16 protein-coding genes are annotated in these 22,748 nt (G+C 60.3%); 5 read left to right on the top strand and 11 right to left on the bottom strand.

The window, feature by feature from the left end:
- Position 1: 1 nt before the first annotated feature.
- The 3 genes from AC1MEK_RS04685 to AC1MEK_RS04675 form a co-directional block, all read right to left on the bottom strand.
- Positions 2-2,455, bottom strand: a complete 2,454-nt coding sequence (locus tag AC1MEK_RS04685) for an RHS repeat-associated core domain-containing protein (protein ID WP_480395091.1) — start codon at positions 2,453-2,455, stop codon at positions 2-4.
- Positions 2,456-2,548: 93 nt separating this feature from the next.
- Positions 2,549-5,173: an RHS repeat domain-containing protein gene (locus AC1MEK_RS04680; RefSeq protein ID WP_480395090.1), complete on the bottom strand. Its 2,625-nt coding sequence runs from the start codon at positions 5,171-5,173 to the stop codon at positions 2,549-2,551.
- Between the two features lie 96 nt (positions 5,174-5,269).
- A complete protein-coding gene (locus AC1MEK_RS04675) occupies positions 5,270-6,208 on the bottom strand; it encodes a hypothetical protein (protein WP_480395089.1) in 939 nt (312 codons plus the stop codon).
- Positions 6,209-6,527: 319 nt separating this feature from the next.
- Here AC1MEK_RS04675 and AC1MEK_RS04670 point away from each other — a divergent pair, with 319 nt between their 5' ends.
- Both AC1MEK_RS04670 and AC1MEK_RS04665 read left to right on the top strand, forming a co-directional pair.
- Positions 6,528-7,646: a GGDEF domain-containing protein gene (locus tag AC1MEK_RS04670; protein WP_480395273.1), complete on the top strand. Its 1,119-nt coding sequence runs from the start codon at positions 6,528-6,530 to the stop codon at positions 7,644-7,646.
- Positions 7,639-8,568 carry an iron-sulfur-binding ferredoxin reductase gene (locus tag AC1MEK_RS04665; protein ID WP_480395088.1) on the top strand — a complete coding sequence of 310 codons (930 nt, stop codon included), beginning with the start codon at positions 7,639-7,641 and terminating at the stop codon, positions 8,566-8,568. Before AC1MEK_RS04670 ends, AC1MEK_RS04665 begins: the two co-directional genes overlap by 8 nt.
- Here the strand turns inward: AC1MEK_RS04665 and AC1MEK_RS04660 are convergent.
- On the bottom strand, positions 8,565-9,872 hold the full coding sequence (locus AC1MEK_RS04660) for a hypothetical protein (protein ID WP_480395087.1): 1,308 nt from the start codon (positions 9,870-9,872) through the stop codon (positions 8,565-8,567). The genes AC1MEK_RS04665 and AC1MEK_RS04660 overlap by 4 nt on opposite strands.
- A 303-nt stretch (positions 9,873-10,175) precedes the next feature.
- On the opposite strand from AC1MEK_RS04660, the gene AC1MEK_RS04655 reads away from it, so the two are divergent.
- Entirely contained in the window at positions 10,176-12,965 is a 2,790-nt protein-coding gene (locus AC1MEK_RS04655; RefSeq protein WP_480395086.1) for an RHS repeat domain-containing protein, read from the top strand.
- A 67-nt stretch (positions 12,966-13,032) separates the two neighbouring features.
- Here AC1MEK_RS04655 and pyk read toward each other — a convergent pair whose 3' ends face one another.
- Complete coding sequence (gene pyk / locus AC1MEK_RS04650) at positions 13,033-14,484, bottom strand: pyruvate kinase (RefSeq protein ID WP_480395085.1); 1,452 nt, start codon at positions 14,482-14,484, stop codon at positions 13,033-13,035.
- Between the two features lie 179 nt (positions 14,485-14,663).
- On the opposite strand from pyk, the gene AC1MEK_RS04645 reads away from it, so the two are divergent.
- Both AC1MEK_RS04645 and AC1MEK_RS04640 read left to right on the top strand, forming a co-directional pair.
- Positions 14,664-15,038, top strand: coding sequence for a tetratricopeptide repeat protein (locus AC1MEK_RS04645; RefSeq protein ID WP_480395084.1), 375 nt, complete (start codon positions 14,664-14,666; stop codon positions 15,036-15,038).
- Positions 15,039-15,350: 312 nt separating this feature from the next.
- Complete coding sequence (locus AC1MEK_RS04640; RefSeq protein ID WP_274134760.1) at positions 15,351-15,710, top strand: PilZ domain-containing protein; 360 nt, start codon at positions 15,351-15,353, stop codon at positions 15,708-15,710.
- A 9-nt stretch (positions 15,711-15,719) separates the two neighbouring features.
- Here the strand turns inward: AC1MEK_RS04640 and AC1MEK_RS04635 are convergent, their stop codons facing one another.
- From AC1MEK_RS04635 to AC1MEK_RS04610, 6 genes are read right to left on the bottom strand one after another with little or no spacing between them, the layout of a single operon-like run.
- On the bottom strand, positions 15,720-17,075 hold the full coding sequence (locus tag AC1MEK_RS04635; RefSeq protein ID WP_480395083.1) for a DUF58 domain-containing protein: 1,356 nt from the start codon (positions 17,073-17,075) through the stop codon (positions 15,720-15,722).
- Complete coding sequence (locus AC1MEK_RS04630) at positions 17,072-18,127, bottom strand: AAA family ATPase (protein ID WP_480395082.1); 1,056 nt, start codon at positions 18,125-18,127, stop codon at positions 17,072-17,074. The genes AC1MEK_RS04635 and AC1MEK_RS04630 overlap by 4 nt, the downstream gene beginning before the upstream one ends.
- Positions 18,124-19,341: a DUF4350 domain-containing protein gene (locus tag AC1MEK_RS04625; RefSeq protein ID WP_480395081.1), complete on the bottom strand. Its 1,218-nt coding sequence runs from the start codon at positions 19,339-19,341 to the stop codon at positions 18,124-18,126. Before AC1MEK_RS04625 ends, AC1MEK_RS04630 begins: the two co-directional genes overlap by 4 nt.
- Positions 19,338-20,930: a DUF4129 domain-containing protein gene (locus tag AC1MEK_RS04620; RefSeq protein ID WP_480395080.1), complete on the bottom strand. Its 1,593-nt coding sequence runs from the start codon at positions 20,928-20,930 to the stop codon at positions 19,338-19,340. The genes AC1MEK_RS04625 and AC1MEK_RS04620 overlap by 4 nt, the downstream gene beginning before the upstream one ends.
- Entirely contained in the window at positions 20,917-21,897 is a 981-nt protein-coding gene (locus AC1MEK_RS04615) for a stage II sporulation protein M (protein ID WP_480395079.1), read from the bottom strand. The genes AC1MEK_RS04620 and AC1MEK_RS04615 overlap by 14 nt, the downstream gene beginning before the upstream one ends.
- On the bottom strand, positions 21,894-22,631 hold the full coding sequence (locus AC1MEK_RS04610) for an RDD family protein (RefSeq protein WP_480395078.1): 738 nt from the start codon (positions 22,629-22,631) through the stop codon (positions 21,894-21,896). The genes AC1MEK_RS04615 and AC1MEK_RS04610 overlap by 4 nt, the downstream gene beginning before the upstream one ends.
- Positions 22,632-22,748: the final 117 nt, after the last annotated feature.

The raw sequence follows: 22,748 nt of genomic DNA, 5'->3' as shown, positions 1-22,748 counted from the left end.
ATCAAAGTTTGATGGTCGTACCGTCCGGGAAGAAAAAGGTTGGCTTGGCCTCTCGATAAGTCGTCTTCCAGGCCGTGAACGGGTTCCGTGTAGCACGCAAGCGTTCCAGGAACGGAACGGTTTCGGTCGGAATATTGGCTGCGTTGCGGGAGGTTTGAAGATTGGCGAAGCCTTTGACGAATGTTTTCTGACTGAACGCCTGTACAGGGCGCCCCAGTTCCCTGGCAACCTCGACTGCCGCACCATTTTTGGCTCCCCAACAGGACAACAAGACGAATGAATGGCCTGTCTGGTCAACGCTTTTGAGCTGAGGCGCGATGAAGTCTCTGGCCAGATCAGCCGCCCGGGTAACCTTGCCGTCTGGTCCCATCAGTAATGCCCGCAGAGGGTCTCCGTGGGTGAGCAGCGCGGCATGGCCGGTACCTTGATAGGTTTCGATGAGGCCCACGTGTACTGTCCCCGAAGAGTCCTTGAGAAATTCGGTGGAGCGGCCAAGGCGCTTGACCTGAGGGCCTGTCCAGCCACGCTCTATATCCAGAGTTCTCTGTCTGGCACTGGCCTGCCTCAGACCTCGCAACTTGGCCCCGACCCCGGCGCCCGTCAATCCTGTCACCAATGAGATTCCTCCTAGAATCCCGGTCGCGGTGCCATCCTGTCCCGTGGCTTCGAGTGCTGTGCTCGCAATGCCGGTGGCCAGGGAGACAATGTCCAGCGTCGCTACGGCAAGTGCTGTGATCTGCGCTGTGGTCAGCGCCCCAGCTCCGGCATGGAACAGGGCCCCCGCAGCGGGCAGGGCTGCCTGCAGACCGGGAATCAGCGCCACGGCGCCCAACGCAATGCCGAGCCCCGCCAGCGCGTAGCTGACCCAGCTGTGTCCGTCGGGATCGACACGGTTGACCGGGTCGCCGCCGCACCAGGCGTACGGGTTGATTCCGCCAGGTCCAAACGGGCTGTCGCTGTCGGGTGCCAAAAAGCACATCAACACCGGGTCATAGGCGCGGTGGCCGCCGGGGAGGTACCAACCGGACAATGGCTCGCGCTGCTCGCCCGTGTAGCCGAAAGGGCTGCTGTCGAGATAAGAGATATCTGCGCCGTGAGCCGTGTAACGGCGTGTGCGAATCGATTCGCCAACCTCCACGCGCGTGCTGGCCTGGGCGTCGGAGCCCACCAGCATGTAGCGACGCACGCCGTCGGTCACTTTGCTCAGACCGAACAGGGCGTCCATGTCGCCAATCAGCTGAATGTGCTCATGGCCGGTCTGCTTGTGGGTGAGTTGATCGGCGCTGTAGTGGTCACGCGTCAGCGAGCCATCGAGCACGCGATCCGTGAGACGACCGCTGGGGTCGTAACGGTATTGGCACGTGCCGGTCGGGGTGCGCAGCTCAGTGAGTCGACCCTGGGTATCCCATTGCATGTTGCGGCCGAGGCTATCGTGGGTGACCCGACCGCAGGCGTCGTGAATCAGGCTGATGTGTGCAGGCCAGGACGCATGGCTATGAGTGATTTTGACCACTCTGGCCGGATCGTCACTGGCGTAGCTGAAGCGGGCCTCATCGCTACTCCCGTCGGCGAAGTGGCTGATGACTTTTTCGTAGCCGTTCAATGCATTGAAGGTAAAGAACTGTTCGACAATTCGATTGCCATACGGGTCTTGCGGCGCGGCGAGCGCGTTGGCGGTGTAGCGCACCAGCCGGTCGCGCACGTCGTATTCGAACGTTTCCGTGCCTCGTTGGCTGCCATCGTTCCAGTGGCGAGCAGTGACCTGATCCAGTGCCGAGTACTCAAGCGTCTGGGTGAAGGTGCGTAGGGTGTGCTGACCGCTGGCATCATCCTTAGGCGTACCAGGCTGGATGACGGTGAAGGTGCGGGTATGCTCGCGCCCCGCGTCATCGTAGGTAATGGAGGTGGTCAGGGTTTTTCCGTCCGAATCGCTGACGCTGAGCGTGATTGGACGTGAGAGTGCGTCGTAGGTGTAGCTGGTGTCGGTTGCATCGACGCTGGTCTTTTCCACACGGCCAAATCTATCCAGGTGGCGTCGGTGAGCGGCTCCCTGAGTATCGTCGAAGCCTTGCAGCAGCCCTGCGAATGAGTATCGCCAAGCGGTGGTGTGGATGTTTTCGTCGACGGTCCAGCGATCGGTGGCCGGTTGGCCGGTAGCTGTGAAGTTGAAGGTTTGAGTGCCCAGTGCTCCCGTGACAACTGAAGGCTGGCTGTGAGTGGGGTGGTGGCTTATCTGTGTCGTTGCCTCACCTTCGGCGGCGATACCCAGCAATTGATTGTTCAGCGCCTTCTCGTAAGAGAAGGTCACTCGCTTACCATCGGCGAGCGTATTGGAGGCTGGAGGAATCTGGCCTTCGGTGTAGTGATATTGGGTAATGCTTGGGCCCGTTTGCACGGTGAGCTGGCGTCCGAGGCCATCGAAGGTCTGTCGGCCGATAATCATGGGTGTGTTCATTTTTTCCAGTCCCTGGAGTCGTTCGGTTTTCAGGGAAACCTCTGGTACGCAGACATTCCCCTACCGTCATTGCGGCCTTGCGCAGGATTCGCTTTACGTGGTTCGGGCGGGTTGGCTGATCGGGGCAGTGACCGCGATGGTTTCCGGATGGTTGTCATCGCTGTGCAAGGCGTATGTCCAGTTCACGACCGTGTCGTCCGCCAGCCGCTGTTCGACGGTGCGCCCGTACACGTCGAGTTGAACGTGGGTCACGCGATCTGGCTGCCCAGGAACCTGGATAGCGGTACTGACGATGCGGTCCAGCCCGTCGCGTGCCCACGCCTTGGTACGAATCAGTGTGCCCTGGGTATCGTAGAGTTGTTCGCTGAGTGGGCTACCGGCAGCGTTGTAGCGGGTCAGCGTGGCAGGCCCCCGAATGTCTGCGTTTTGCTGCCATGCCTTGAGGGTCAGGTTCACCGGATCGTGTTGGGTGCGGCTTTGGACTCCGTCGGGAGAGGTGCTGCAGGCGACCCGTCCCCAGTCATCGTAGTGGGTGGTCGTCGTGAGCGTGAGTGGCGTCACGTCCGCGGGATTTTCCGGGGCCCGCAACCAGTCCTGCTGCGTCTCACTGATGGTTCGCCCTTCTGCATCGAATACGGTGCGGGCGATCTCGCGAAACACGCCTGGCGCATGGTCGATGTCTTCCAGCTCGACACGGATTGTACGGCCTTCTCCGTCGAGCCATTGTCGGCGCCGCTGCCCGGTAGCATGACGATGCTCGATCATCACTGGATTGTCGCCCCCCGCACCTACCTGTCGGGCCAGATCGTCATTTATATGGTAGGCCGTGGTGCGCGTGGCTTGATAACGGCTGTCATCCGCGGTGACCGCAAGGCTGATTCGGCCCAGAGCGTCATATTCGTAGCGGGAAATCACGCCAGCATAATTGCATTCGCGCGTGAGCTGCCCGGTGCCGAGTGAGCGAGCACTGCTTTGGGTCGCGCTGACTTGATCGGTATTCTCGAACCCTCGAACGGTGACGTGAGTACTCAACTCATCTTTCGTGAGTTCATAACGATAAAGCGTCGTGGTCGGCTTGCCGTTGAGCGTGGTGACTCTGCTGGCAACGCGGGCATAGTGCGGACCCTGTTCGCTGATGTAGGTCTGGGTCGTGCTTTCCGTGAGACGCCCCAGGGTTTCATCCATGGCCGTCTCAGAGCTGACAACGATGAACGCGGCGGCGCCCTCTACGCATGAAGGCAGTGACTGGTAAGTGTAGGAAGTGGACGTCTCGGACGCGCCGCCATAGGTTCCATCCGTCAGGCGGGCAGGTTTGACGGTTTTCTTCTTCAGAAATCTGACTATCCCCAACGGGTTTGCCGGGCAGCCCTCGGCGCCGCTGGCAGGGTAGTACTCATTGTGTTCTTCGATACCGTTGGGCGTGCGAGTGAACAGGACATTGCCAGAGGCGTCGTAGCGATACTCGGTTTCTTCGCTGCGCCGCTGATTGATCTTGTGATCAATGAAAGTCGTGGTCATCTTGTGAGGCAACTGACACCATGCCGGTTGATCCGCCCACGGGGTGTCGGGCGCGATGTTATAGGTGGTGCCGCTCTGGATCTCGCAATCGCCGCGTTGGGTGGTTTCGCGGGTCTGCAGATGGAAGCGATTCCAGGTGCGGGTGATGATGGCCAGGGTCTGGCCTTGCCCGTCAGTCTGGGTTTCGGTCAGGCCGTAGTCGTAGTCCTGTTCCACCTCATAGAGGTTGTCGCGGCCGTTTTCCCAGTCGAATGCCTGATCGCTGCCGTACCCCAGGAAGTTGTGCGCGCCGTCCCATTCGTACGAGCGAGTGAGTTCGGTATTGGATGTGCCTGCCGAGTGTTTCCATTCGACGACCCTTGGCAGAACGGGGAAGGGCGCCCCCGGCGGCAGTGGGTGACCGAATTCACCCGTTCCCCAGGTCACGCTGTCCGAGGCACCCAGCGGGCTGGTCAGCTCGGTGGGCAGCAGCAGGTGATTGCGGTCATCCAGCGAGTGCGGGTCGTAGACAATGCTGAAGGGGGATTCGATGCCTGGCAGGTAGATATCGCCCAACATGTCGTTCGACAGCTGCAGACGCAGCGTTTCGGTTTTCTGGCCGGGTACCTTGAACCGGACCTCGCCTTCATCGCTTTCGATGTGCAGCAGGGTGCGGCTTTCATCGCGGATCTTTTCAAGGATGAAATCGTCATTGGCAAACGCCGACCACTGCACATGAACGCGTCTGCCCTCGGGGCTACGAATTTCCGTGACCAGATGGCGGGAGCTGTCCTGCTGGCATGTCAGGATTTCGCTTTGCCCGGTTTTGTGATCGATGCGGAACACGCCTTCGCTTTGGCACGTCACGACCATGGATTTGAGTTTCACGTCGAAGAACGCGAGTTCTCCTCCGGGCGTGAGGTCGGAGCTGTCCAGATCGACGGCAAACTGTTCACCGGACGAAAGGCGCAAAGTGGGGGTGTCCTGATGCAGGTCAAGTTCGCTCAAGTCCAGCGACCAGCCCAGGCCAAAGCCACGGTTGCGCGAAGAACCCATCACGCTGAATGCCAGGGTGGGCGATAGAGATGGTCCGGCCAACTGGTTGGCGGGCATCAGAGGGAGTTGGAAGGCAATCGTGAATTGACCGGTGCGCGTATCGACGCCGGTTTTTATGCAGTCCATGAAATTTGTGGCTTGGGTGTGAATTCCGTTTAGAGACATTATCGCTGTTTCCTGCAAGCCTGTTGGTGAGTGTCACGGGCATGCCACTCGATAAGCGCAATGGGAGGGCATGCCTGTAACGAATGGGCGATTTTGCTATTCGTACATCTTGAAGTTAGGAATGTTGCCGTTGCTTTCTTGGGTCATCTCGATCTTGTGCATATTTCCATATTGATCCAGCAGTCCCCAACGGCTCGGTTCGCTTTTGTAAGCGATGTTGTAGTCCTCTATGGTTATCTTGAGGCGTACGAAGTTCATGACATTTGGCCTGCTGACCTTGAGCTTGACGTTCTGAAAGACGAAGCTTTTTTCTGTACCGACCCTGTAGGCATAGTGAAAGTGCTGCTGGTAGCGAGTGTTGGGCGCCTCACCGCTTGGGATGCTGTAATACCAGGGGGAAACATCTATCTGGTTCTGGTAGTAGCAGACTCCCTCATCTGCACCAAAAGGGATGGAGTCGACGAGTCTGTATTTTTTGTCCTTGAAAGACAGATGATACGTGTCGAAATCCGCGTCGAAATCGTCGATTTCCTCATTGACGACGTCCTCTCCCCAAAAACTGAAATCTTCCCGTGTCATGCGCAGAGGTGTGATCGACTCGACAATCGCAAAGGAGTTGAAACGGCTGGTCTCACTGATATAAAGCGTATTCTCGTCCTTACGAATAGCCGCATAGACTTTATCCAGAGAACCGCCTGGACGCGTTGACGAGATGTAAAACTTTTTTCGACGTATGGTTGATCCATACTCCAGGTTGGCGGGTGGAACACCCGTGCTCTGAAAGTATTCGAACCGTTCATCGCGTTTGGGGGAGGCATAGAGCCCCGCTGAAAGTTCTCTGTATATGCCGTCATCATCCAGGGTGACCAATTGAATGCTGTCCAGTTGCTCGTCGGTGAGTACGATGTCTTTCTTTGGGGTGACGCTGACGGTGACTTGAAGTTGCTGATTGCCGTTGGCATAAACCCGATTCGAGTTGGAGGTTACGCCGATAGTGAGCTTGGTAATCCAGTTGGTATCGTCGGTGGGTCTCATTATGTTCCATCCCTGGTTGTTGAGAGTTGGCTCATGGTAGGCCCGGTTCCTGAGTCGGAAGATATAAATATATATATCGCTCAGTGAAAGCCTGAGCATGTGTTTCAGAAGTTTCCATTGGCTCTCATGGGCACTTCCGTGTTCAGCGCTGACCGCCTGATGTCCACGGGGCCAAGGGATACGTTGGCGAAAGCCCCTGATTCCTCTACATTGAGAGCCTCTGAGGGCGAGGGGCTGTCAGCCGCTTCCGGTCCGCAGCCCCGGCAATGTAAAAGCGCAATGGCTGCACCCGCAGGACAGGACAACTGCTTATCCAATGATGAACCCACTTCACAAAGAAGGCTCGGTCCAGCGCCTGCGCCTCAAGCGTCACGGGATGGCTGCCTGTACCTACGTATTGCTGATTGCGCTGGTCTGGGTGGCGTTCTGCGCAGGCTACTACCACGCGACGTTCTTCGGCGTATGGCTGGCCAGCGTTACGGTGCTGTTGTCGCAGGGGATCCTGAGTCTGGTGTTCTTCGGCGGTTACAATCAGCGCTTCAAGGACGCCAGCCTGACCGAGCTGCAGGTCCTGATGGGGCTTGGCTGGCAGACATTCCTGCTAGCCCATATGGACTCGGCGCGCGGCACCTTCCTGGTGCTCTACGTGCTGGTGCTGCTGTTCGGCCTGTTCCACCTGCCCCCCAAAGTCTTCACTCGCTGCGCCGTTTTTGCCCTGCTGGGCTTCACCGGCCTGAATCTGTGGGATGCGTATAGCGGTCAGCTCGACGATCCCGGCCTCGCCACGTTGCAAACCTGCGCCCTGTTCATCGTGCTCAGTTGGCTGTGTCTGTACGCGCGTTTCGTGCAGCACTCGCGCCAGCGCATGCATCAGCACCGGATCACGCTGCAGGCGCATCAGGAAACCCTGCGCGGCATGATGTTTCAGCTCGAAGAGCTGGCTTCCACCGACGAGCTGACCAACCTGTTCAACCGCCGGCATTTTCTGCGCTTGGCCACCCGCGAGCTGGAAATCATGGACGGTCATCACACTCAGGGGCTGGCGCTGATCGACCTCGACCACTTCAAGCGGGTCAACGATCAGCTTGGGCACTCCGCCGGAGATCGGGTGTTGCAGGTGTTTGCCGCGACGGCCAGCCAGTGCCTGCGCAGCGATGACGTGCTGGCGCGCTATGGCGGCGAAGAGTTCGTTTTGTTGATCCCCCGCGCCACCCGCGCGCAACTGGTTGACTGCTGCGAGCGTGTGCGCGTGGCGTTCGAGCAGGTATCCATTCCCGGATTGCCGGGCCTGGAGCTGAGCCTGTCGATCGGCATGACCCTGATCGAGCGTGGCGAGGATCTGGACCGCGCCCTGCAGCGCGCCGACCAGTCGCTGTACCGCGCCAAGCATCTGGGCCGTAATCGTTGCCATGGTGCCTGGGATTACGTCGATGCCTGAGTTGCGCGCCGGGAGGCGACATTGGCAAGTGGCGCCGGGCAGTAATCTGCTCGACGCGCTGAATGGCGCGGGCTTGAGCGTGCCCTACAGTTGTCGCGCGGGCAGTTGCCATGCGTGCCTGGTGCGCTGCGTGCAGGGTGAGCCGGACGACGCGCTGCCTGAAGCCCTGGCGCAGGACAAGCGTGAACAGGGTTGGCGTCTGGCCTGTCAGTGCCGGGTGGCGTCGGATCTGGTGGTCGAGGTTTTCGATCCGCTGCGCGATGGCTTGCCTGCCCAGGTGGCGTCCAGCGACTGGCCGGCTGCCGAGATCCTGCGCCTGCGACTGACGCCCGAACGCCCGCTGCGTTATCGCGCCGGCCAGCATCTGGTGCTGTGGCTGGACGGTGTGGCGCGCCCCTATTCGCTGGCCAGCCTGCCCGGCGAAGATCCTTGGCTTGAGTTCCACATCGATTGCCGCCACGCCGGGCAGTTCGCCGATCGCGCCCGGCAACTCCGGGTGGGCGATCCGGTGCGACTGGGCGAGCTGCGTGGCGGGGCGCTGCATTACGACCCTGATTGGCAGGAGCGGCCCTTGTGGCTAATGGCGGCAGGTACGGGGCTGGCACCGCTCTGGGGGCTGTTGCGCGAGGCCCTGCGCCAGAGCCATCAAGGGCCGATCCACGTATGGCACGTGGCGCGAACAGGCTATCTGCAGGGTGAAATTCAGGCGTTACTTGAGCACGCTGCAAATGTTCAATATACCCACGTGCCGTCGGCGGAGATGGCGCCTGCCCTGGCGGAACTGAAACCGCCAAGGCAGGCTGTCGCGTTGCTGTGTGGCGGTCCTGAGCGGCTCGATGCTTTCGCCAGACGACTGTTCATGGCCGGGCTGCCGAGGCGGCAGGTGTTTGCCGATGCGTTTGTTGTTGGGGGCAGTGATTAGTTTCTGGGGGAGTGCGTCAGGCAACGCAGCACGTAACCTCTACCGACCATCTCATGATTCTCATCCAGCATTGTGCCGAAGCCGTATATCACGGTTTTGCCATTTGCTTGGACGATGAAACCAAGAGCTTTCATCTCCGGGGCCCGGGGGAGCCAAATAAGTTGATAACCGGCACCGTCAAGTCCGAACGCGGGATCCAGGTTACCATCGTTCAGGTATCGCCCAATGACAAGAATACTGTTGTACACATAACCGACGGCGATGAACTGTTTGAACGGCATTGCTGCGCCGATACCCGCCCAGATCGATTGCTGAAAGCCGAATTGCAAGTCGCCTTTACTGTTTTTTAATTTCCCGTTGTGATCGAACATACAGCAGGTCGCGTATGAGTAACTGTCAGGGGGGATCCCCCATGACGACGACCCCACGCAGAGAATGTCTCCGGTGCCAGGTACTGTCACTGCGCCATGGAGCATGTGAGTATCTTCCCAGTCAGCGTATCCATGGTTGCCGAACGACTCATCCGCACTTCCATCGCTAAGGATTTCTGATATTCGACCTCCCCAATAATCTCCCGCCGCCATGGTGTAGCCAATAAGCAACATTTGGTGTTTATCCGAGCTCGGCAAAATATCCCTAACTCTGCTAAACGGTCCCGGATTTTTATACATGATGACGCCATTATCTCCGAATGTCGTGTCCAGCCTGCAGTCCAGATTTAGCCTGAGCATCAGAGGGTTGCTTCGCAGATATACATGTTGATCATGCAAGGAAACGTTGGCGTCAAATTGCTGGGCAGTCTTTACGAGCGCGTTGTCTGAAACGTTTGAGCGTCCCCAGTCGTAAACGGTGTGGATGATGATGCCGTCGGTGCCAAAATTCTGGTCCAAAACGCCTTTGGAACTCAATCGGATTATTCCAAAAGCAAGGGGGTCGCTGATACTTAATACCGTATTGTGTATGAAAATCATGATCCAGTAATCATCGGTTTTCTTGTCGTCAGTAGGCAGAAGCAGGACGGCAAAGGGCATAAATAAATAGAAGTCTTCGGGGTTGGGAACACTCAATTCCAGAAATGGGTCATCAGGGAACATTGAGTCGTCCAATACCCCTTCGTCATTCAGCCAGAAAAGACTGTGGCCATTCCGCTCGGTATTGAAGCCTAGGCACAAGAGTTTGTCATTTTTGGGAACACAAGACGAAATCCGGCTAATCGAGGGGGCCGTGAACATGCCTTCTGTTGAAAATGAGGGATCGAGAAGTTCTGGAGTTTTTTTGGTTTTTTTGTCGCGTAACGTCTTCATGTTTACATTCCTTGTATAGGGAGCGCAGCTTGGAAAGTGCATTTTTACTGCAAATTAAATTCTGAGGGGGATGGCGTGCTCAGGGAAATATTCATTCGCTTTCAAGCTGCTTAGTGTTATCACGAGAGGTGATATGCTTAATGAGTAGGTCGTGTTTCGGGCGATACAGGTGCGGTTGTAAACACGTGACTGTCATTTATGACAGTAGATGAATCTGCTCATAAGGCGTATGAGTGGAATTGCACCACTGACAACGGGGTGGCAACGCTGGACGCGTTGGCGGGTTTGAACAAGGAGGCTCTAATGTCTGGTTCAACACACTCTCTGTGCAGTCATACGCCGCAGCTGGCTGTTTTCGAGCCTCGCGGTCTGATCGTGCGAAACATTGAGTTTCATCGCAGGCAGCAAGACGCAGAACTCGACACGCTGATCAACCGCCAGCGCTTTGACGATGCCGGGCATTTAATCGCGTGTCAGGATCCCAGGCTCGGGGAGAGAGGCGGTGCGCAGGATAATCTGACCAATCTGTTCAGCCTTTCAGGCAGTGCGCTTGCCTCGGACAGCGTCGACGCCGGATGGCGCGCCACGCTGCCAGGCGTTGCAGGTGAGTCCCTTACGGTTTGGGACAGCCGCGAGCAGATGCGGCAGAACAGCTTTGACGAGCTGCTCAGGCTGGTGGCTGTCAGCGAGCAGACGGTGGACGGTGAGGCGGTGACGGTCGAGCGGCTGATGTATGGGGCAGCCGACGAGAATGCCTGCAATCGGTGTGGACGTCTGATTCGTCATGACGACACAGCGGGCACGTTATTGATCGATGACTACGGCATGTTCGATCGCCCTCTGATCGAGCAGCGCAGGTTTTTGAGAGATTTGAACGTCCCGGACTGGCCTGTGGAAGTGGACGGGCGCCAGGCATTGATTGAGGACGAATCTTTCAAGACCCAACACTCGTTCAATGCATTGGGTGACGTGGTGAGGCAGGTTGATGCCAGACAAAACATTCAGCTTTCTGGCTACGACATTGCGGGTCACTTGATTTCGGCCTCTCTACATTCGACCGGTTCAACTCCCGTGCTCTTGTTGAGTCAGATCTCGTTCAATGCGCTGAATCAGATTGAGCGCGAGACAGCGGGCAATGGCGTCATAACTCACGCGCAGTATTGTGCCCAAAGCGGGCGACTGCTCTCTCTTCAGTCTGGATTGCCCGGCGAACCTGCTCTTCAACGGCTGGACTATGCATACGATCCGGTCGGAAACGTCACCGCCGTCGAAGAGGCTTGTCGATCTTCCGTTTATTTTCGAAATCAGGAAGTCGACCCCATCAACACGTACGCCTATGACTCGCTCTATCGCTTGGTCGAAGCCTCGGGGTTTGAGTCTATCCAGCCTGAAAGTTGGCGCTCGTTGATCGGGCAGTACGGCGTGCATGTCAACGCCGGGCAACTGGCCAATTATCACGAGCGATACGAATACGATTCGGCAGGCAACTTGCGGACGTTGGAGCACCGCGGTGGCCATTCATTCACGTTGCGTAACGTGACTTCGCAATTCAGCAATCGAAGTTTGCACATCCAGGGCGACTGGGTGCCTGGCGAGCAGGATATAGCGGAAGGTTTTGATCTCAATGGCAACCCGCTTGAATTATTTCGAGGCCAATCGCTGGTATGGGATGCACGTAATCAGCTGCGACAGGTTTCGCCAGTCGAACGTGACACAGAACAGAGCGACAGTGAGTGTTATGTCTACGGGGCGTCGGGACAGCGATTGCGCAAGGTCCGGCTTGCCTTGACCCGTCGCAACTTGCGATCACGAGAAGTGCGCTATTTGCCCGGACTGCAACTGCACTTCGACTCGGTAGGTGATAAGTCCTGGCACGTTATCGAGATAAAAGTCGGGCGCAGTCTAATTTCCTGGATCCGCTGGGAGCAGGGCGCCCCACCCGGCGAGGGAGCGGGTTTTGGCCGGTTTTCGCTGACCGATCACTTAGGGTCGACGACGCTGGAACTGGATGAGGCAGGCAGTATTGTCAGTCAGGAAAGTTATTACCCCTATGGTGGAACGGCGTGGTGGCTGAAGACCGGCGATGCCGCCAGTTTCAAGACCCAGCGCTATTCAGGCAAGGAACAGGACGTCAGTGGACTGTATTACTACGGCGCACGTTATTACGCCCCTTGGCTGATGCACTGGATCAATCCGGATCCGGCGGGGAGTATCGACGGGATCAATCTGTTCAGGTTTGTCAGGAATAATCCGGTGACGATGACGGACCCGAGCGGGCGAAACCCGACGGTGACGTTGTTGTATGGGTTCGATTCGACGCGGGCGCTGTATCTGCAGAGCGGGTTCAATGCAGCAGGGCGCAGTGTATTCACTCTGGACCTCATGAATGCCGGCATTGGCATTACGCCCGACGTGGTCGAAGAAGATTACAGTGGAGTCATCGGCTTTTTTTTCGAGAGTGAGGATGACGAAGAAGGTATGGATGACGATCGTGCAGTGCCCAACGAGGGTGTGCAGGTCTTCCTGGACAAAGCCAGCCATTATCATCAGGGAGCGGAGCCTGCTCGGGCCACGCTGCAAAGCTGGTCTGATTATCTCTTCACCCATAACGCACAATTTGACGTACAGAAGAAGCTCCAGCGGTATGCGGGTAATCCAGCCAAGGTCGGCGAGTTTTGGCGCAAGAATTTGAACACGCCGCTATCCCAGAGTGCTCAGGATCAAGCAACGCAGCTTTTGCTAGAGGATCCGGCCGCATTGTTCAAGCACCCGAGTGCCGATATGAAAGTTGCAGCGCAAGGCGTCATCAACTGGTTGTTCAGGCGTCTGTCAAAGCTGGGGCTGGACTGGGCCCACAGTGATTCTCCCGCATTACCGGATGATATCCAGTTTGTCGATGTGGGCCTGCGCAATCCCGAATCGCCGTCTCAAGGGTGGGAAGATTTGAGCGAAGCGCATTTTGCCGCTCAGGGGTATAAACAGGCAGATGCGGGATCTGCCTATGAACCCATCACTTATTCTGAACGCCGGCATGTGGCGCGAAACGAATTGTCGCGCGTCACTCTGCTGAAACTGTCGCAATTGCAGCATTGACCACCGTCACAAAAAAGCCCCGACACTCTTCCGAGCATCGGGGCTTTTTCATGATCGGCGCAGTGGCTTAAACCATCGGGTCGCCGACGTGCAGGATCTTCATGCCATTGGTGCCACCAATGGTGTGGTAGCTGTCGCCCTTGGTCAGGATGATCCAGTCGCCTTGCTCGACCAGGCCGCGCTTGAGCAGCTCGTCGGCAGCCGACTGGCTGACCTGGCCGGCCGGCAGCGAGGCCGGGTCGAACGGGATGGTGTAGACGCCACGGAACAGGGCGGCGCGCGCTTGGGTTTCGCGGTGCGGGGAGAACGCGTAGATCGGCACCGAGGAGCGGATGCGCGACATGATCAGCGGGGTGTAGCCGCTTTCGGTCAACGCGATGATCGCCTTCACGCCCGGGAAGTGGTTGGCGGTGTACATGGCCGCCAGCGCGATGCTCTCGTCACAGCGGGTGAACGAGTGGCCGATGCGGTGGCTGGAGGTCTTGCCGGTCGGATGACGCTCGGCGCCGACGCAAATACGCGCCATCGCTTCAACCGCTTCGACCGGGTAGGAACCGGCGGCACTTTCGGCGGACAGCATGACCGCGTCGGTGTAGTCCAGCACGGCGTTGGCCACGTCGGACACTTCGGCGCGGGTCGGCATCGGGCTGGAAATCATCGATTCCATCATCTGCGTGGCCACGATCACCGCCTTGTTGTGGCGACGTGCGTGCAGAATGATTTTCTTCTGGATGCCCACCAGTTCCGCGTCGCCGATTTCTACGCCCAGGTCGCCACGGGCAACCATGACCGCATCACTGGCGCGGATCAGCGCATCGAGGGTTTCGTCGTCGGCAACGGCTTCGGCGCGCTCGATCTTGGCCACCAGCCAGGCGGTGCCGCCGGCTTCGTCGCGCAGTTTGCGGGCGTATTCCATGTCGGCAGCGTCACGCGGGAAGGACACGGCCAGGTAGTCCAGGTCCATCTCGGCGGCGAGCTTGATGTCTTGCTTGTCTTTGTCGGTCAGCGCGGGCGCGGTCAGGCCACCGCCGCGGCGGTTGATGCCCTTGTGGTCCGACAGCGGGCCACCGATGGTCACGGTGCAATGCAGGGCGTCGGCGGTTTGCGTGTCTACGCGCATGACCACGCGTCCGTCGTCGAGCAGCAGTTCGTCGCCTACGCCGCAATCCTTGACCAGATCGGGGTAGTCGATACCGACAACTTCCTGGGTGCCTTCGGTCAGCGGATGGCTGGTGGAGAAGGTGAACTTGTCACCGACCTTCAGCTCGATCCGCTTGTTGGCGAATTTGGCGATGCGGATTTTCGGACCTTGCAGGTCGCCCAGCAGCGCAACGAAGCGGCCATTCTTGGCGGCGATGTCGCGGATCAGCTTCGCGCGAGCCTTATGCTCGTCGGGCGTGCCGTGGGAAAAGTTCAGGCGGGCAACGTCCAGGCCAGCAAGAATCAGCTTCTCGATGACTTCGGGCGAGTTACTTGCCGGGCCAAGTGTGGCTACGATTTTGGTGCGACGAACGGACATGCACAAACTCCTTAAATGAAGCGCAGCGAGAGGCTACTACTGTATTGGCCTGTAGTCATTGTTCCTTTGCACTACCTTGTCGCCCGAGCACTGGGCAATCGGCGCAAGGCGGTAGACTCAAATCGGTCTTGAAGAAATTCCGCGGCGCGCCGATACAAGGCAGAGCACAGGAGACTCTCATGCGAATCGTGATGATATTAGTGGCGCTGGCAGCGCTGGGCGGCTGCACCCGCTGGGCAATGAACAGCCATCTGGACAACGCCAACCGCGCGTACGCCAAGGGCGACTGCGATACGGTCATGTACAACCTGTCCAAGGTCGACCGCGAAAGCCGTTCGCGCCGCTACGTGCAGCCGGAAGTGTCGATGCTGCGCGGGCAGTGCCTGGAACGCCAGAAGTTCTACGTCGATGCGGTGCAGACCTATCAGTTCATCGTGACTCAGTACCCTTACAGCGAATACGCGTTCCGCGCCAAGGCGCGCCTAGACACCCTGCACCAGCTGGGTTACGACAATCTCGCACCCGCTGCCGTACCCAAACCTGCTTCACTTTAGTTACACCCATTTGGATAGACGGTGGTTTTTTTGAGTGGATGTCCCTGCAAGTTCAGCTAGGCTGAAAAACGGTAGGGACCTACAGATTTCATCACAGGAGTGACGAAAGGCACTTCTGTCGTCGAAGCAGGCTGATCGATTGGCATGGTTAGCGCCAAATCGAATAATCAGACGAGTGACTTCGATGATCGCTGGTGAGTCAGATGACGTCCCTGTTGTAATAACAGGCTGGTTGGCTTGTGCGTGACTGGCAGGCGAACCTCTTAGCATTAGCGCGGCCATGCTCAATGGCTACCCAAGGACGAGTGTCCAATGCTTAATGAAAGACGAATCGAACGTCACCAGCTGCCGTATTACTTGCAGGTGTTCAACCGCTACACCGACAAGCCGATGGGTTGTCTGGGCAATGTCTCCGAGCAGGGGTTGATGCTGATCAGCGACCTGCCCATCCTCGTTGCGGCGGACTTTCAACTGCGCTTGAAAGTGCCGGATGAGAAGAACGGGCTGTATCACATCGATATCAACGCCAGTTGCCTGTGGTGCCAGGAAGACGAAACGCCAGGCGTGTTCGACTCCGGCTTCAAGATCCAGGCGGCACCGCCCGAGTACTTCCATCTGATTCAGGCGCTGCAGCGCTATTTCAGTTTCTATCCGCTGGAAGCGTCTGCCTGAAAGCGGCCGTTATAAAGTGCCGGCTTTTTTCCAGCTCAGATAGCGATTGACCAACTGCGGCCCCAACTCACCGGGCCGCACATCCAGCACCGGGACGCTATGGGCGCTCAAGCGCTCATGCAGGCTTGCCCGTGCATTGAGAAAATCCACCGTGCCGCAATAGTCCAGCGCCTGCTGCCAGGTTTGCACAGGTGCATGACGCTGCTCATCGAGCACCTCTTCGCGAAGGCTGGCGACCAGCACCCGGTGATGGCGGCTCAGTTGCTTGACTGCTGCCAGCAACTGATCGTCGTCTTCATCGCGCAGGTTGGTCACCAGCACCACCAATGCCCGGCGTTTCTGCCGGGCGAGCAGTTGGCGGATCGCCGCGCCGTAGTCGGCGGGGTGCCGGGTGCTGTCCAGGTCGTACACGTGGTTGAGCAGCAGGTTGAGCTGGCTTGCGCCCTTGACCGGCGGCAGATGGCGGTTTTGGTCGGCGGCGAACGTGGAAACACCCACCGCATCACCCTGCCGCAGGGCGACATAGCCCAGCAGCAGGCAGGCATTGAGTGCGTGGTCGAAGTGGGTCAGTTCGCCGTCCTGGCTGCGCATGCGCCGCCCGCAATCGAGCAGGAAGACAATCTGCTGATCGCGTTCATCCTGATACTCCCGCGCAATCGGTGTGCGCTGGCGGGCGGTGGCCTTCCAGTCGATCTGCCGCAAGCTGTCGCCCTCGCGAAATTCGCGCAGTTGATTGAATTCCAGCCCCAGGCCACGACGCTGGCGCTGACGCACGCCGATCTGGCTGAGCCAGTTGTCGACGCCCTGCAAGTGGCCGCCGTGCAGGCGGGTGAAGTCCGGGTAAACGCGGGCTGAATTCACCGCCGGCAGATAGCGCCGTGACGACCACAGCCGCAACGGGCTGCGCAGCTGGACTTCGATACGTTCGAAGCTGAACAGGCCGCGGCTGGTGGGGCGCAGGCGATAGCTCAACTGTGCCGTGCGACGGGCGCGCAGGAGCAGGTCCTGGGATGCATGCTGCACCTCGCAGCGATTGCCCGGGCCTTCGGGGCCATGGTCGAACAGGTTCAGGGCCAGTGAGCGCGGCGAGTCATGCTCGACCTCAATGCGCACCTCGCTCCAGCGCCCCAGGGCCAGACTGCCGGGCAGATGACGGCGAATGCCGGGAGAGGGCACACGCCACAGCCAGAATGCGTCCAGTGCTGCCAGCCCTGCGACCGCCCAGAGCATTATCCAGAACAGGCCATCGAGCCTGGCGACCGGCCCGCGTCCCAGCGCCTGCAGTACGCCCAGCACGATGGCGAACCCGGTCAGCGCGACCAGCCACCACAGCAGCCGTGAGGATGGCTTGAGCAGTTGCTTCATTGGCGCGGCGCCGGGACCTGATCGAGCAGTTGCTTGAGCACCTGATCCACTGACATTCCTTCGATGTCCAGTTCCGGCGAGAGCCTGACCCGGTGACGAAGCACGGCCAGTGCGCAGCCCTTGATGTCATCGGGAATCACGAACTCGCCGCCGCGCAGCAATGCCCGGGCCCTGCCGCCGCGCACCAGCGCGATCGACGCCCGCGGCCCGGCACCCAGGGTCAGGCCCGGCCAGGTGCGCGTTGCCCGGGCCAGCCGCACCGCGTAGTCGAGAACCTGTTCGTCCACCGGCAAGTCGCTGGCGATGCGCTGCAGGGCCTGCACGTCCTTGGCGTGCATCAATGTGCGCAAGGGCTGCACGTCGAGCATGTCCGAGCGGGTAGAGCGGGTCACCTGGCGGACCATGTCCAGTTCCTGAGCGGCTTCCGGATAATCCATGCGCAGCTTGAGCATGAAGCGGTCGAGCTCGGCTTCGGGCAGCGGATAGGTGCCTTCCTGTTCGATGGGGTTCTGCGTGGCCAGCACCATGAACGGCTGTGGAATCGGCAACGCACGGCCCTCGAGGGTGACCTGGCGCTCCTGCATCGCTTCGAGCAGGGCCGCCTGGGTCTTGGCCGGGGCGCGGTTGATTTCGTCCGCCAGCAGCAGATGGGTGAACAGCGGGCCCTTGCGCAGCTTGAACTGCTCGCTCTGCATGTCGTAGACCGCATGGCCGGTCACGTCGCTGGGCATCAGGTCCGGGGTGAACTGGATACGCGCGAAATCGCCACCAAAACACTTGGCCAGCGCGCGAACCAGCAGGGTCTTGCCGAGGCCCGGAACGCCTTCGAGCAGCACGTGCCCGCCGCCGATCAGCGCGGTCAGCACATCGTCGATCACCGTGTCCTGGCCGATCACCGCTTTCTGCAGTTCATGGCGCACGGCCTGGGCCAGATGGATGGCGCGCTGACGCTGTTGCGCCGGATTGCTGGCCGGCGTCGGATGCTCGGCTTGCTGGTGCTCGGCGCCGGGCTGTTCGAGGTGTTCGGCGGAGCCGGTCGGGTGATCGCTCATAGGGAATTCCTGAGGGTTTGCAGGTAGGCAACCTGACGGGTGAATTCGCTGCTGGAAACGCGCTCTTCCAGGCGTGGGCGCAGTGCGTGGCCGATGTCGCTGGTGGGCTGGCCGGTGGTACGTGCCAGCATTTGCCACTGCTCGGCGACCGACAGTGACTCGAAACCGGGGTGACGCTGCCGGGCGCGGCGCAGGATGTCCTGCTGCAAAGCTCGCAGCAGTGCATGCTGGCCTTTGCGCCGCAGGATGAAATCGGCGCTGGCCCGCAGGTGCTCGGCCAGTTGCCGACGCGCCCCGGAGGGCTCCGGCTGCAGCGGCCCGTGGCGCATCCCGGCGTGCCACAGGCCTGCGCCCAGGCACAGGGCCAGTGCCAGCAGCGCTTGCGGGAAGTATTTCCAGAGCAGGCCGAAAAGATCGTCGTGCTCGGTGCGCAGCAGCATCGTGACGTCGCTGTCCTGGCTCAGGTACCAGAGCAGCCAGGCGTTGTCGTACTTGCCGATGGCGCGGGTTTTCCACAGGTCGGCATCGGTCAGAACGGTGATGACGCCCTGACCGTAGATCATCTGCAGCATGTGCGTGGCGTCCGCGCTGTTGGCCCAGGACTGCGCATGGTCCTCGGGATCGTCCAGGTGGAAGGCCGGGTCGAAGCTCATGTAGGCCGGATCGCTTTCGTTCTGTACGTACAGCCGGGTCAGCTCGGGCCAAGGTGTGTGGGGCGTCTGGATGTCCGGGGTGCTCAACGGAATCACCGGTTTGAGCTGATCGCGCTCGCGGCGTTTGTCCTGCTCGCGCAGGTCGCGGGTGAGGTACTGGCGAATCTGCAGTTGATCGAGCAGCAGGTCACCGCTGCGGCCCTTGTCCTTGTCCCACAGCTGCTCGGCGACGAACAGCAGGCGGCCGCCGCCCCTTGCCCAGGCGAGCAGGCGCTTGACCTCGGCGGGTGTCATCTTCTCGCGGGTGTCGAGCAGCATCAGCGTTTGCGCACGCTGCTGCGTGTCGGGAAGGGTGCTGAGCGCCTGGGTCGTGGTGACGGTCAGGCCGCGCTGGCGCAGGAAGGTTTCGGCTGCCAGATACGGGTTGGCCCGTGCCTCCGGGGATGGCCCCTGATCGACGGTCTCCTGGTAATGCTCCAGCTTTTTCAGCAACGGGATGCTGGCGGCGATGATGCTCACCACCACCAATGCAGCGAGCAGAATGCCCAATCGCCTGCTCATGCCGACGCCCCATTGCTGAAGAGCTTGCGCCAGCCATCGCACAGGGTTTTCTGCACCTCGGTTTCGGGCAACTGATGGCCGTACGCCAGGTTCTGCCAGTGGCGGGTCAGCTCATGGCTGAACGCGTGCAGTGAGGGCTGGCCGAGCCCTGCCACGCGTTCGAGCACCTGGCCTTCGGTATCGGCGGTTTTCAGTGGCAGCGCGTAGTCGGTCAGCAGCCGGCTGAGCAGCGCCCGGTACAGCAGGCTCAGGGCATCTCGCGGCGAACTCGGCCAGAGTTTTTCTGCGGCATCAGCCACATCCGTCGGCAGGCTCTCGGCATTCACCTGCAGGCCGAACAGCTGCTGAGGGGCATGTGCTCCGGCTTTTTTCCTTGCGGGCGTGCGACCTACAAAAGTGGTGAACCAGCGGCGATAGCGCCAGATGATCCAGGCAACCAGTGCGACGATCGCCGCCCACAGCAGCACCTGGAAAACCGTCGACAGGGTCTTGCCCAGATTGAGCAAATGCACGATCGCCTGCGCCAGCCAGTCGGGTGTGTCGGTTGTCCTGGCGCCGTGTTTCTTTTCCGGCAAGCGCCAGCCCGAGACGGCTTTGGGGTTCTTGAAGGGCGGGCTGTCCAGCACCGATTTGATATCGGCCCGGGACTGCTGGCTGGTCAGCGACTGATTGAGCAGGCGCGGCGCAGTGGGCCCGGCCACCTGGGCGTCGGCCAGCGGCGAATCCAGCGGCGGCAGCGGGCAGCTGTAGGCCGGCTCGTCGAGTGGCTCATCGGCCATGGCGGGCGCCGAGTGCAGGCCAGCAGCCAGTGCAAACCCCACCAGCAGCAGGTAGGTGCTGCCGATGATGCGCTGGCGCAAACGGCGGAACGCCAGTTCGATATCCCAGGCTTCCAGCGTCGTACGGCGGTTGAGGTAAAGGGCGAAGCCACATGACACGTAGATCGGCCCCCAGATCACCAGCACCAGCGCATAGAAGGCATTGGTCAGGTGCTCCAGCCAGTTCCAGTGGCCTTCGATGTCCAGCAGGCTACGCCAGGACCAGTCCAGCTCGACCTGCTGGGGAATGAGCGCATAGAACAGCACCATCATCCCGGCCCACAGGCACATTTCCAGCGTGCTGCCCATTGAGGTGAGCAGGCGCGCGACCCGCAGGTTCTTCTCGCCCAGCAGGGCGATGCGCTGGGCGCGAGCCAGGCCGTCGAGGCCTTCGAGTTGCTGGACCGGCAGATTGAAGCTGCGGCTCAGGCTGAAACGCCGCCAGGTCAGGCTGGCGAGCAATTGCGCTTTAAGCGCCCGTGGCCAGGCGCTCAGGGCTTGCCTGAGCGAGGGCGCGGCGCCGAACAAGGCTTGCGACAGAATCAGCAGCGGCAGTCGCTCGAACGCTGGCTTCAGCCACCAGAACAGCAGTATCGCCAGGGTCGGGTAGTCCCAGAGCAGGGCGCTCAGCAGCGCGAAGACAGGCAGGGTGACGATCGCCCAACTGCTCATCAACAGGCGTCGATGCTGGCGAGCCAGAACGACGCCCAGATCGACGGCCTCCCAGGGATTGCGCGGGCGAATCGCCACGCAGGCTTCAGTCAGGCGCATGGGCGGTGCGTCCGGCGAAGGTCAGATAGGCGATGACCAGCGCCCACAAGGCCGCGCCCACCAGGTACTTGGTGCCCGGCTGCGGCCAGGTCATCGATGACCAATAGGCCTCGATAAACGCGGCGATCGTTAGAAACAGCATCACGCCACCGATCAGCCGCACGCTGGTTTTTGCTGCCATGCGCAGCGCTTCGCCACGGCGCAGCGAGCCGGGCGCCAGCAGCGCCCAGCCCAGTTTCAGGCCGGCCGCGCCGGCCAGCGCGATGGCCGTGAGTTCGAAGGCGCCATGGCCGACCACGAACGGCCAGAAGGTCTGGCTGAAGCCGACATGGGTCAGATGCCCGGCCACCGCACCGATCATCAAGCCGTTGAACAGCAGGAAGAACAGGCTGCCCAGGCCGAACAGCAAGCCGCTGGCGAAGGTCTGAAAAGCGATGCCGATGTTGTGCATGATGTAGTAACCGAACATCAGCCAGTCGGTGCTCGCGCCGCGTTCGGCGGCCTGGCCCAGACGCCGCGCGGCGGGGTCGTACATGGCCTCCATCTCGCCCACCTGGGCGGGGCTGACCACGCTGTAGATCAGGTCCGGCCAGGCGTAGACCAACAGGCCCATGACGATCAGGCTGCCGAAGAACAACAGCCCCGCCAGCAGAACCAGGCGCCATTCGGCACGGACCAGCCGGGGGAAATCGGCGAGCACGAAGCTCAGCAGTTGCGCGGCGAACTGGCTGCGATGCCGGTACAGCTGTTGATGGCCGCGCATCGCCAGTTGCTCCAGCGGCTCGACCAGGTGGGTGCTGTAGCCGCGTTCCTGGGCCAGTGCCAGATGCTGGCAGATCTGCCGGTACTGTTCGGTGAAACCGTCTCCTGCGGGATGTTTGCCCCGGCTGCGCTCCAACGCATCGAGGCGCTCGGCGAAGCGTGCCCAGATCTCCTGATGGCGCTGCTCGAACTGGCTTTGCTTCATGACGCCCCCGCCAGGCCAAGGGCCAGGCCGTTCAAGTGATTGACGACGGCGGTGGCGTCGTTCGGTGAGGGCATTTGCAGCGGCCCGGCCAGAATCCCGGCCAGTTCCTGAACGCGGGCAGGGGAAAGGTCTTGCTGGCGTTCGGCGAATGCCAGCACGGCGCGCTGTTCTTCCAGCGTCAGCAGCAGTGGAGCAATGATGGGAGTGGCCTGGGGCAGGACCGGCCGCTGCGCTGGCTTGTCGCGATAAATTACCAGCGTGCCGGCGGCGAGGTCGCCCAGGCGCTTGAACCCTGGGTGCTGCAGGCAGGTGAAGGCGCCCACGCTGTAGCCGAACGGCAGCATGTCGACGAAGCGCAGCAGATTGCGCAGCAGCGAAGCGGACCAGCCGACGGGCGTACCGTCGTCGTGTACCACCCGCAATCCCATGACCAGCTTGCCCGGCGTGCGGCCCTGGTTCAGCACCTCGAACAGCACCATGTATCCCCAGTTGGTCAGGAACAGCACCAGCATGAACAGGCCAGTGCCGAACTCGCCCAAGGCCTTGAGCAGGAAGAACAGGCCGACCAGCACTGCGCCGCGAATCAGCAGGTCAAGGGTGAAGGCCAGTGAGCGTGAGAGCAGCCCGGCAGGGCGCAGGATCAGGTCGATGCCTTCCGGGGTTTCCATGCGGATACGGGTGTCCAGCGGGGCAGGCTGCGCAGCGATCCTTGGCCAAGCTTGCGAGGAGGACATTGTGGGGAGGGGTACGCCTGAAAATAAAGTTTGATGCTAGCCAGCGCGGCAGAGCTAAGCAACCGGAGGTTTCATCGGCGATATGTGGGAAACGTCTCTAATTGTCCGGTGAGGTTG

This window comes from Pseudomonas sp. 2 (genome assembly GCF_056627435.1).
This window is presented reverse-complemented; position numbering and strand designations above follow the sequence as displayed.